Raw genomic sequence first — 11780 nt, forward strand, 5'->3', positions numbered from 1 at the left:
TGCCGGAATTCAGCGCCCCTGGTCCGCACCGAGGTTGGGACGGGCGGGGATCCGGTGCCCGAAGTAGTCGAGGACCGTACCGTCGTCCACCGGGGTGCCCGCACCGCGCGCGGGGGAGCCGGGGCGCAGCCGGACATCGTCCGGCGCCGTGGGGTGTGCGGAGCGCAGCAGCGGGTCCGCCTCGACGGCGGCGGGGTCGCGGGGCTGCGCGGTGTTCCAGTACAGGTTGCCGGAGTACGTGCTGAGGGTGTCCGTGACCGGCGAGCCGCCCGCGGCGCCGACGAAGACATTGTCCGAGAACGTCACCCCGGTCTGGCCGTTGTCGGAGACCATCGCGGTGCCCGGCCGGTCGGTGACCACGGTGTTGCGGTAGACGCGGGTGTCCGTGGTGCTGCCGCAGACCACCGAGATCACCCCGTAGGGGGCCGAGGTGTTCCGGTCGTTGATGCTGATGTTGTCGTGCACCCGGTTGCCGTCCGTGGTCGTGGTGGCACCGTTGCAGACCAGCAGGAAGCCGCCCTCGTTGTCATGGCTGTAGTTGTAGCGGTAGACGTTGCGGGTGTTGGCGCCGTCGATGTCGTACGCCATGGAGTCCCGGGTCCCGTGGCCCCCGCTCACCTCGTTGTACTGGTAGAGCACGTCATCCGAATTCCAGGCCCACACACCGGCGTTGTAGGCGGCGGAGCGCATGTTGAAGCCGTCGACGCGGTTGTGCTCGACCAGGGCCCCGCGCGCGTTCTGCACGACGATCCCGTCGCCGCCCGCGTCCGATACCTTGTTCCGGTCGATCACCAGACCGGTGATGGCCTGCCAGCTGCTGCCGGTCCCGTCCGGGTTCTCGGCCCGGTGACTCCACGTCGACGACGTCCCGATGCCGGTGCGGTCCGTGTGCCGGACGGTCGAGTCCGTGATCCGTACGCCGTCGAAGCGGGTCGGCACATCGGAGCCCTGCACCACGAAGAGGATGCCGCCGCTGGGGTCCGGGTCCTTGCTGTCCGAGCCGTTGACGTCATGGACGTCCACACCGTCGACGACGTAGTGGTGGCCGACGCCGAAGTCCCGCAGCAGCACGAGCAGTCCGGCCCGGCGGTCCGTGGTCGTGGCCGGGCCCGTGTCGGAGAGGTCGAGATCGCGCACCTCCCAGCCCTCGGAGTCGCGCAGCAGGACCGCGGCGCGTGCGCCGGCGCCCTCGATGTGCGGTTTGGCGCCGGTGCCGTACGCGCCGATCCGGATGGGCTCGACGGCCGTGCCCGAGCCGGTGGGGGCGAGTGTCCCCGTGCAGCTGCGCCCGCGCCGCAGCAGCAGCCGGTCGCCGGGGGCGTAGGCCCGCGAGGCCTTGGCGAGGCTGTGCCAGGCGCGGGCCGCACTGGTGCCAGGGGCGCTGTCGCTGCCGTCGCGGCAGTCCACGTAATAGGTGGTGCCCGTGTGGTGCTGGGCGGCGGCAGCGGTGGGCGCCAGTCCGGCGACGGCGGCCGCCAGCGTGGTCAGTACGGCCTTCGTTCGCAGCAGTTCTCTGAGCATGGCCGGACGGTAGCCGGGGCCCCGCCACCCCGGCCATGGACATATGTGCAGGGCACTTGGATCCCTGTGTGCGCGGTGGCGGCCGCCGCGTGGCGCGTCAGCTCCGGCCGGTGCCGGCGACCCTGCGGGCGATGCTCACGATGTCGCCGGACGGCTCCGCGCGGTACGGGGGATGGTCGCGGATCCAGCCGTCCTCGATCGCGTACCAGTCGATGTCCCGGGGCGCGCGGTGCTCGGCCAGCGCCGACTCCAGCTCCTTGAAGTACGTCTTCCAGCGCAGTGTGTAGAGCCCGCCGACCAGCCCGGCCCACTCGCGGTTCGCGTAGTCGCGCAGCCCGCCGTCGTCCGCCGCGCTTCGGTTGCCCCAGACGGTCAGGAGCGACACCGCGTCGTGGGCGAGCCGGTCCTTCTCGGCGCTGTCCGCGCCCCAGGACCTGGCGTCGGAGATCCAGCGCCCCAGCAGGAACCGGCGGTCGGTGGCGACGGTCTCCTCCAGCAGTCCCATCCACGCGAACCACTCCGCGGTGAGCCGCCGGAACGCCGTCAGGTCGGCGCCGTCGTACGCCGCCTTGATCTGCGGGAGCAGGGCGCGGCTGTGGTGGGAGAGTGTCTGGCGGGTGACATCGAGCAGGTCGTACCGGTAGGCGCTGCTGCGCCGCAACGCGGCCGGTACCGCCAGGAGTTCGGGCAGGGCGCGGGCGAACTCGGCGGTGTCGTAGCGCAGTCCGTCGGGCGACCAGGCCGCGCCGCTCCGCGCGGTCAGCGAGGGGCGGGCGCCGAAGAGGCCGTCCGGCGCCTCGCTCCAGCTGTCCTGGCGGGTGGTCCCGTACGCGGTGCGGCGCAGGATGTCCCAGGCCGCGGCCGCGTGCCGGTCGGGCGCCCCGTACCGCTCGGCCGACCACTGGTCGAACCAGGCGGTGAGAGAGACGGGCCCCTCGCTCCAGGGCAGATCGCTGAAGAGCGCGAAGGCGGCGGGATTGTTGTCCGAGCCTTCGGGCATCAGCGCGATGCCGCTGAGGGCGCTGCCCTGCCGGGTGCGCCACTGCTCGTACAGGGCCGTCCAGTCGGGGGTGTTGGCCCCCATGGTGGTGTGTCCGCCGAAGTTCCAGATCGAACCGAAGGCATACGGGGTTCCGGCCCAGTCCTTCTCGCGGTCGGTGACGGTCGGGAAGCGGTCCGAGAGACCGTCCACGATGAACATCTTCGACCGGTCGACCGCGTCGATGATCTCGCGGCGGGGGTTGGTCTGCCAGCCGAGTACGTTCCAGACGGCCCCGGGATGCGCGGTGCGCAGGGCCTTCTCGACGGCCTTCGCGGCCTCGCCCACGGGTACGTCCCCGGGGTTCCCGCCCTCGTGCAGCAGGTCGACCTTGTACATGTCCGAGTCGCCGAGGAGCGCGCTCTGGATCCGGTAGAAGGTCTCGGCGACCTGCCCGAAGACAGCGGTGCGCGGGTCCAGCCAGTCGGGGCGGGAGAACCCTGACCAGTCGCCCTGCGGTACGACACGGGCGCCCGGACTGCGGTCGGCGAAGCCGGGCGGGACCGTACCGAAGTAGCCGGGGAACACCGGCGTCATGCCCAGCTCGCGCACCCGCCCGACGATGCGCTGCGCGAGGCGCAGCCGCCGGTCCAGGAGCTGCTGGGACACCGGTCCGCCGAAGCCCGACATGTTCTGCAGGAGCCACCACGGCTGGTGGGCCGGGCCCGGTATCCAGGCGCGCAGCTCGGCGTCGCCGTACCCGAACTCCTGGAAGGTGCGGTGGTAGACGGTGTCCGCGCCCGCGTAGACCAGCACCTCGTTGTAGCCGTGCAGGGCCAGCACATCGAGTTCGTGCTCCCAGTAGTCCCAGCCGCTGTACGGGCCCGTGTAGCCGTCGTTGGTGTCGTTGAAGACAAACCGGTGAGCGACGTTCGCGGACTTGACCAGCGGCTTCCGCAGGCCGGGCAGCCGGCGGGGGAGACCGGTCTGCTCACCGTTCCACGAGAAGTGGGCGTACGCCGTCGATCTCAGATAGTGGTGCACCCCGGTGAGCTGCACGGCGGGGGTGGTGCCCTCGACCACGATCCGCCCGGTGGTCCCGGACACCCGGAAGGCGTCCGCGCCGTCCCTGGCCGGCACGGTGCGGAAGGTGACCTGGTCGCAGTGGCGGGGGAGGAGCCGCGCCAGCGCCCGGGAGGCCGCGGGCCGCTGCGCCGCCGCCGGGCTGCCGGGCGCGGCGCCGAGTGCGGCGGTGGCGCCGAGAGCGGTGATGATCGTGCGTCGGCCGATGTCCATGGGGCGACTCCCTAGCGGCAGTGGGGCGGACCGGATCACTGGGCGGGGATCTTAGGCGCAGATGCTGACGGCCGGTCAAGGTGCGCGTACGGGGGGAGTTGAGCAGGTTGTGCGTGCGGACCCGCCGGAGTTGGGCATGTATACGTACGGACTTGCCCGGGACGGCGGCCGGCCGGGCCCCGGCGAGGGATGCCTCGGGCGCTCGCCCCCGGTCAGTCCGCGGTGGCCGCTCCGCCCGGTCCGTCCCACAGCCGCAGGCCCGCGGTCAGCCCGTGGACACAGCGTGCCGCGAGTTCGGCGGGGCCGCCGGGGCCGTGGTCCGCCGCGTCCGTCGTGGCCCAGACCTCGACGGCGACACGCATCGCGGTGTTGGCGGCGGCGGAGGCCAGCCTGATCTCCAGCGGGTCCGCTTCACCGCCCGCCAACGCGGCGAGTACCGGGGTGAGTTCCTCCTCGGCGTCGTGGGTCACCCGCAGCCAGACGGAGAGCAGGGCCGGATGGGAGTCCATCGCGCGGATCAGCCCCCGCGTCCAGTGCAGCGCCTGGGTCTCGGCCTCGTCGGTCGGGGTGAGCGACCGCAGTGCGGCCCGTTCGAGCGCCCGGGGTACGGGCAGATCGTCCGGGCTGTCGCGCAGATCGGCGATCCACTGCTTCACCCCGCTGGACAGCAGCGGAGCGACCGAGTCCTCCTTCGTCCGGAAGTACCGGTAGAAGGTGCGCAGCGCGATCCCCGACGCGTGGGCGATGTCCTCGGCCGTGGTGCTGTCGGCGCCCCGTTCGGCGAAGAGGGCGGCGGCGGTGCGGGCGATCTCCAGCTGAGTCGCCGCCTTGCGGCGCTCGGTCAGTGAAGGCCGGGTGGTGGCTGTCCGGGACGTGTCAGGCATGTCCAAAGGGTATGTCCCGATGCCCCCGGTCCGCCCCGTCTGCCTATGTGGCACATCGTGCCATTGAGGCGTACCGTGCAAGGGAAGGGCTCGAAGGCGAGTCCGGAACGGAGACAGGACAATGAACCGCTTTGACGGACGCCGCGTACTGATCACCGGTGGTGGCTCGGGCATCGGGCAGGCCACCGTGGCCCGCATCCTCGCCGAGGGCGGCACCGTCGTCGCCGCCGACATCGTCGAGGCGGGCCTCGACACCACCCGTGAGCAGGCGCGCGCGGCAGGAACCGAGAGCCGGCTCACCACGGTCGTGGCCGACATCTCGGACGAGTCGTCGGTGCACACCGCCATCGGGGGCGCCATCAGCGACCTGGGCGGCCTGGACGCGCTGGTCAACGCGGCGGGCATCCTGCGGTCCTCGCACACCGCCGACACGACCCTGGAATTCTGGAACAGGATGCTCGCGGTGAACCTCACCGGTACCTTCCTGGTCACTCGCGAGGCGCTGCCCGCGCTGCTGGAGAACGGCAAGGGCGTGGTGGTCAACTTCAGCTCGACCTCCGCGACCTTCGCGCACCCGTACATGGCGGCCTACGCGGCGACGAAGGGCGGCATCCAGTCGTTCACCCACGCCATCGCCATCGAGTACGCCAAGCAGGGGCTGCGCGCCGTGTGTGTCGCGCCGGGCTCGATCGCCTCGGGCATGACCAGTGACCCGGGCCTGCCGGCGGACGCCGACTTCAGCCTGCTCGCGAAGCTCTCCCCGGCCATAGGCCAGGGCTTCGCCGGGCCGGAGACGGTGGCGGGCGTGATCGCCATGCTCGCGTCCGACGACGGTGCGTTCGTCACCGGCACCGAGCTCCGTATCGACGGCGGTACGCACGCCTGACCCGCTCCTCCCCGCGACTGCGCCGGCCACCGCCCGCCGACCGCCCCTCCGGAACCTCTCCGCCGGGCGTTCGACGAGCGGTGGCTGCCCGGTGTGGGCAGACTGGAGTGACCGGACGGGGCGCCGTCGCGGCGCCCTGCCCTTCCGCGCCGCCGCCGCTACGACACGCGGCCCGCGTGGTGCGGTGGAAGCGGATGGTTCCCGGCGTACGAGGAGGAGATCCCGGTGGATGCCGCAGGCGTGGAATGGAGCGACGCGGTGTCCGGGGCCCCCTGTTGGGTCAACCTGACCGCACGGGATCTGGTGGCCTCCCAGGACTTCTACGGCTCCGTGATGTCCTGGGATTTCCGGCCCGCGAAACTCGGCGAGGAATTCAGCGTCGCCCTCCTGGACGGGTCGCCGGTCGCCGGGATCGGCGCGCTCGCACCCGCACTCCAGGTCGCCGTCGCCTGGACGCCGTTCTTCGCCGTGGCCGACGCGGATGTGGCCACCGCCCGGATCAGGGAGCGCAGCGGCACGGTGGCCATCGGGCCGGTGTCCCTGGTCTCGGGGCGCGGCGCACTGGCCGCGGACCGGGACGGGGCGGTGTTCGGGATCTGGGAGGGCCAGCTCCTGTCCGGCTGGGAGGCGTGGCGCGACAGCACGCCCGCCTGGCTCCGGCTGCGGACCCGCAACGCCTTCGACGCGGCGATCTTCTACGGGGGAGTGCTGGACTGGGCCAGCGGACTTCCGGGCAGCTGCGAGGTCGAGTACGAGCAGGACGAGGTCGTCCTGCGCAGTGACGGCCATGTGGTCGCCCGCCTCAGTTCCGGGGCGCTGGAGGCGGCGAGCGACCCGGCGATCCGGCCGCACTGGCAGGTGCACTTCCCGGTGCCCGATGTACCGGCCTGTGTGGAGGCGGCGCTCGCCGGGGGCGGGACTCTGGTCGCCCGCCAGGCGACACCGTCCGGCGCGGAGGCGACACTGCGTGACCCGGACGGCGGTCTGTTCACCGTGACCCCGCTGCATCCCGGGGACGTGGGCGCCCGGCTGTCACCGGGGCCGGCCGAGTAACCGGACAGGGGCCGGCGGGTACGCCCCCGGGCCGGTGCGCACTTCCCCCCTGGCGCCGGACCCGCCCTGATCGCTGGCTGCTCTGTGGCTGCCTGCTGCTCCGGCCGTCGGGTGCTGTGACCTCTGACCGCCGGCCGCCCCTGCCTCTGACTGTCAGCCGTCCTGCCTTCCGGCCGGGCGGCTGCTCCGTGCGCGGTCCCGTCGGTTGACGCAATGTCAGGCGAAACCGGCCGGTGCGGGTCCTTCCGGGGATATTCCGGGGTCCTTCCGGGGGCTTTCCCAACACCCCAGTGCTCAGGTGTTGTTGGGCGTCACCCCCACACCGGCTCTGCTCACTCCTCCCAGCAGGCAAGCCTTTGGCCATGGGATGCCCATCGGTAGCCCTCAAGAGTAAAACGCGGGTACAGACGCCCCTGCCCGTCTTGTTGACGTGTTCCTGGCGAACGTAGGTTGTGGCCGCCCTGCCGCGTAACCCGTCGGCCCGGGCTGCAAGCGCACTCACACAGCTCCTCGTTCCCCCACAAGACGGAGGCAGAACGTTGTTGCGCAGACCCTTCTCCATCACAGCTGTGGCCGGTATGGCCGCCGCCGCGCTCGCGCTGGCTGCACCCATCGGCCAGGCGGCGCCCGCCCATTCGGGCTCATCGGCCCAGGGCGTCAAGGTGGCCCGCTCGTGTGCGGAGCCGACGAAGAAGAACGAGATGGCGTGCAACGCACTCCATGTCACGTCGGGCACACCCGCGTCGGCCAACACCGAACGCAGCATCACGGCCGCCGCCGCGCCCTCCGGCCTCGGCCCGTCCTCGCTCCAGGCGGCGTACAAACTCCCTTCCGCGACCGCGGGTTCGGGTGCGACCGTGGCGATCGTCGACGCGTATGACGACCCGAAGGCCGAGGCCGACCTCGGGACGTACCGCGCGCAGTACGGGCTCCCGGCGTGCACCACGGCCAACGGCTGCTTCAAGAAGGTCGGCCAGGCCGGCACCTCCACCCTGCCGTCGGCGGACGGCGGCTGGGCCGAGGAGATATCCCTCGACCTCGACATGGTCAGCGCGGCCTGCCCCAACTGCCACATCCTCCTGGTGGAGGCCAAGACGCCGACCATGGCCAACCTGGGCACCGCGGTGAACTCGGCCGTCAAGCTCGGCGCCAAGTACGTCTCCAACAGCTACGGCGGCGGCGAGTCCTCCTCCGACAGCTCGTACGACACCTCTTACTTCAACCACCCCGGGGTGGCCATCACCGCCAGCTCGGGTGACGGCGGCTACGGCGCCGAGTACCCGGCCGCTTCCCGCTACGTCACCGCCGTCGGCGGTACGTCGCTCAAGACCGCCTCCACCAGCCGTGGCTGGGCGGAGTCCGTGTGGAGCGGAGCCGGTTCGGGCTGCTCCGGCTATGACGCCAAGCCGTCGTGGCAGAAGGACACCGGCTGCGCCAAGCGCACGGTCGCCGATGTGTCGGCGGTCGCCGACCCCAACACCGGCGTCGCCGTGTACGACTCGTACAGCCCGGGCACCGGCTGGATGGTCTTCGGTGGCACCAGCGCGTCGTCGCCGCTGATCGCAGCGGTCTACGCACTCGCGGGCACCCCGTCGTCCGGCTCCACGCCGGCGTCGTTCCCGTACGCGCACACCGGTTCGCTCAACGACGTCACCAGCGGCTCGAACGGCAGCTGCGGCTCGTCCTACCTGTGCACCGGCAAGGCGGGCTATGACGGCCCGAGCGGTCTGGGCACCCCCAACGGAACCGCGGCCTTCACCGGCTGACATCCGTTGCGTCCACTCCTCGCGGGGCGGTTCCCTCGGGACCGCCCCGCGAGGCTGTCCGCACGCGGCATCCGACCTGCGCCCCTCGTTCGCGTTGAAACGCCGGCGCCCCGGAATACGGATCGGCCGCGCCGGGAACAACAGGACCGGCCGGCACGGTTGCACCGACCGGGGGACCGGAGCCGCACGGGCGGGGAACACGGAGGCCGCAGGGCGTCCGCCCCACCAGGATCCGGTCCCCAGGATCGCGGTACGCCCGCCGCGCACTCGGACCAAGACGTATTTCTGCAGGAGACTGTTCTTCATGACTGACCGGCCCTTGACGCTCATGGCAGTACACGCCCACCCCGACGACGAGGCCACCGGAACCGGAGGGGTCCTCGCGCGGTACGCGGCGGAGGGCATCCGCACGGTTCTCGTGACATGTACCGACGGCGGTTGCGGTGACGGAGCGGGGGGTGTCAAGCCGGGCGAACCCGGGCACGACCCGGCGGCCGTCGCCTCGATGCGCCGTCGGGAACTTGAGGCGAGCTGTGACGTCCTGAAGGTCAGCGATCTGGAGATGCTGGACTATGCCGACTCCGGGATGACGGGCTGGCCGAGCAACGACGCCCCCGGATCCTTCTGGCAGACCCCCGTGGAGGAAGGCGCCGCCCGGCTTGCGGAACTCATGCGGCACTACCGGCCCGATGTGGTCGTCACCTACGACGAGAACGGCTTCTACGGCCACCCCGACCACATCCAGGCCCACCGCATCACGATGGCGGCGCTGGAGATGACCGAGCTGACGCCGAAGGTGTACTGGACGACGATGCCCCGCTCGATGATGCAGCGGTTCGGGGAGACCGTGCGCGAGTTCCAGGAGGACATGCCGGAGCCGGATCCTGCCGAGGCCGCCGCGATGGCCGAGATCGGCCTCCCCGACGACGAGATCACCACGTGGGTGGACACCACCGCGTTCAGCGGTCAGAAGTTCGATGCGCTGGCCGCGCACGCCAGTCAGGGCGAGAACATCTTCTTCCTCAAGATGGGCAAGGAGAGGTTCGGCGAGTTCATGGGCATGGAGACGTACCTACGTGTCAAGGACGCCACCGGTGCGGCCGTACCCGAGAACGATCTCTTCGCCGGACTGCGCTGACCCGGAAGGCGGCGGCCACCCAGGTCACCGGCCCGGCGGTCCGCAGTTCAACGGCCCGCCGGGGCCGGCGGCCCGGCCGAGGTCGTAGGAAATGTCACTGTTCGCGGGGCTGAGCGGCTGATTTCGCCGGCCGTCAGTCCTCGGCGGGTGCCAGGTCCTCCAGCAGGCTCTCCAGCGCGCCGAGCACCAGCCGGGAGATCTCTTCCGGGGCGGCGCCGGCCAGGGGTTCCTTGGCCACGACGACCCGCATCAGGCCGATCCCCAGCAGCCACGCCATGGCCAGATCCGCGCGCAGGAGGCTGTCCTCCGCGCCGGACAGGGTGGACAGCACTGCGGAGTACTCGTCCCCCAGCGCCTTGACCATGTCGCCGACTTCCCCGCCGGTCCCGATCGACCGCAGATAGACGGCCAGCGGCAGGTCCGCCGCCTCTTTCCCGCCACCGGTGAGCATTCCGCGCAGCGCTGTGGCGAACAGCCGCTCCGGCGCCGTCGTGCGCACCTGCTCCTGGCCCCCGGACGCCATCACCTCGGTGAGCAGCGCCTGCTTCGAGCCGAAGTACCTGAAAAGCAGGGCCTGGTTGACCCCCGCCAGCGCGGCGATGTCGCGCACCGTCGCGGCCTCGTACCCCCGCTCGGCGAACAGTTTCGCCGCCGCGTCGAGGAGCAGCCGCCGGGTCCCCTGGGCGTCACGGCGCCGCTCGCCGGACCCGCTGCTGGGGCGTTCCTCCATGATCCGGCTCCTCCTCGGTGAGGCGTCAGCATAACGGCCGTATACCGCCGTTGACGGTGCCCTGATGCAGACCTACCGTTTGTAAGCAAGTGCTTACAAGGAGGAGAGCAGTGTGACCACAGCCAGCACGGAACCTCTCGCCTATCCCTTCAACACGGCCGAGGGCCTCGCCCTGGCCGAGGAGTACGAACAGGTACGGAACCGGCCGGGACTGCTTCAGGTCCGGATGGCCTACGGCGAACCGGCCTGGCTCGTCACCCGCTACGAGGAGGCCCGCCTGGTCCTCGGCGACCTGCGCTTCAGCCGGGCCGAGGGGTACAAGCACGACGAACCCCGCCAGGGCGAGGGACGCAGGGACAGCGGCATCCTGGGCATGGACCCGCCCGACCACACCCGGCTGCGCTCGCTGGTGGCCAAGGCGTTCACCGTGCGCCAGGTCGAGAAGCTCCGCCCCCAGGTACGAGAGCTGACGGCAGGGCTGCTGGACAGGATGGAGGCCGCCGGACCGCCGGTCGACCTGGTGGAGGAGTACGCGCTGCCGATCCCGGTCGCCGTGATCTGCCGGATGCTGGGCGTACCGGAGGAGGACCGGCCGAAGTTCCGGATCTGGAGCGACGCCGCGCTCTCCACGAGTTCGCTCACGGCCGAGGAGTTCGATGCCAACCGGGAGGAACTCCGCGCCTATATGGCCGGGTTGATCGCCCAGCACCGCGCCGAGCCGTGTGACGACCTGATGACGGCCCTGATCGAGGCGAGGGACGGCGGCGACCGGCTGTCCGAGCTCGAACTGGTCGACCTCTGCGTCGGCATCCTGGTCGCCGGACACGAGACCACCGCCAGCCAGATTCCCAACTTCGTCCACACCCTGCTGGACCACCCCGGGGAGTGGCAGCGGCTCGGCTCCGACCCGGGCCTCATCGACAGCGCGGTCGAGGAACTGCTCCGCTTCGTACCGCTGGGCAGCGGCGCGGGCCAGCCCCGGTACGCGAAGGAGGACATCGAGGTGGGCGGCACGCTGGTCCGTGCCGGCTCTCCCGTCCTGGTCGCGGTGGGCGCGGCGAACCGGGACGCGCTGCGTTTCTCGGCGCCGGGCAAGCTGGACCTCTCCCGCGCCACCAACCAGCACCTCGGTTTCGGCCATGGAGTCCACCACTGCCTGGGCGCCCCGCTCGCCCGGCTCGAACTCCAGGAGGCGCTCGGCGCGCTCACCGCCCGCTTCCCGGATCTCCGGCTCGCGGGCGACATCGTCTGGAAGGGCGAGATGCTGGTCCGCGGCCCCCGTGTCATGCCGGTCGGGTGGTGAGCCGATGACCTGGCATGTGGAGGTGGACCGGAGCCAGTGCATGGCATCGGGGATGTGCGCGGGCGCCGCCCCCGACCTCTTCGCCCTCGACCACGACCGTGCCCGCGCGCTCAACAGCGACATCGCCGAGGACGAACGGGCCCTGGACGCGGCGGACATCTGTCCGGCGATGGCCATCACGGTCCACGACGGGGAGAAACCCATCGGCCCACGGCCGTAGGGCC

Annotated in this window: 10 protein-coding genes; 6 read left to right on the plus strand and 4 right to left on the minus strand. The window is 71.4% G+C overall.

What is annotated here, in order from left to right:
- Positions 1-9 precede the first annotated feature (9 nt).
- The 3 genes from OG385_RS32360 to OG385_RS32370 form a co-directional block, all read right to left on the minus strand.
- Positions 10-1521 carry a right-handed parallel beta-helix repeat-containing protein gene (locus OG385_RS32360; protein ID WP_266860247.1) on the minus strand — a complete coding sequence of 504 codons (1512 nt, stop codon included), beginning with the start codon at positions 1519-1521 and terminating at the stop codon, positions 10-12.
- A gap of 97 nt (positions 1522-1618) precedes the next feature.
- Positions 1619-3796 (minus strand): alpha-N-acetylglucosaminidase, encoded by a 2178-nt coding sequence (locus tag OG385_RS32365; RefSeq protein ID WP_266860249.1) that lies wholly within the window; start codon positions 3794-3796, stop codon positions 1619-1621.
- A gap of 212 nt (positions 3797-4008) precedes the next feature.
- Complete coding sequence (locus OG385_RS32370; protein ID WP_266860251.1) at positions 4009-4680, minus strand: TetR family transcriptional regulator; 672 nt, start codon at positions 4678-4680, stop codon at positions 4009-4011.
- Positions 4681-4801: 121 nt separating this feature from the next.
- On the opposite strand from OG385_RS32370, the gene OG385_RS32375 reads away from it, so the two are divergent.
- The 4 genes from OG385_RS32375 (at position 4802) to OG385_RS32390 (ending at position 9523) form a co-directional block, all read left to right on the plus strand.
- Positions 4802-5566 (plus strand): SDR family NAD(P)-dependent oxidoreductase, encoded by a 765-nt coding sequence (locus OG385_RS32375; protein WP_266860253.1) that lies wholly within the window; start codon positions 4802-4804, stop codon positions 5564-5566.
- 225 nt (positions 5567-5791) lie between these two features.
- A complete protein-coding gene (locus tag OG385_RS32380; RefSeq protein WP_266860255.1) occupies positions 5792-6619 on the plus strand; it encodes a VOC family protein in 828 nt (275 codons plus the stop codon).
- Positions 6620-7197: 578 nt separating this feature from the next.
- On the plus strand, positions 7198-8385 hold the full coding sequence (locus tag OG385_RS32385; RefSeq protein ID WP_266861300.1) for a peptidase S8: 1188 nt from the start codon (positions 7198-7200) through the stop codon (positions 8383-8385).
- Between the two features lie 304 nt (positions 8386-8689).
- On the plus strand, positions 8690-9523 hold the full coding sequence (locus tag OG385_RS32390; RefSeq protein WP_266860257.1) for a PIG-L family deacetylase: 834 nt from the start codon (positions 8690-8692) through the stop codon (positions 9521-9523).
- 133 nt (positions 9524-9656) lie between these two features.
- Here OG385_RS32390 and OG385_RS32395 read toward each other — a convergent pair whose 3' ends face one another.
- The gene (locus OG385_RS32395; protein ID WP_266860259.1) at positions 9657-10253 is read right to left on the minus strand and encodes a TetR/AcrR family transcriptional regulator; all 597 of its coding nucleotides are present in this window, start codon (positions 10251-10253) and stop codon (positions 9657-9659) included.
- 112 nt (positions 10254-10365) lie between these two features.
- Between OG385_RS32395 and OG385_RS32400 the strand changes: the two genes are divergently transcribed.
- Together OG385_RS32400 and OG385_RS32405 are read left to right on the plus strand one after the other, a co-directional pair.
- Entirely contained in the window at positions 10366-11556 is a 1191-nt protein-coding gene (locus OG385_RS32400) for a cytochrome P450 (protein ID WP_266860261.1), read from the plus strand.
- A gap of 4 nt (positions 11557-11560) precedes the next feature.
- Entirely contained in the window at positions 11561-11776 is a 216-nt protein-coding gene (locus OG385_RS32405) for a ferredoxin (protein WP_266860263.1), read from the plus strand.
- Positions 11777-11780: the final 4 nt, after the last annotated feature.

The organism is Streptomyces sp. NBC_01306, from assembly GCF_026340465.1.
Lineage (GTDB): Bacteria > Actinomycetota > Actinomycetes > Streptomycetales > Streptomycetaceae > Streptomyces.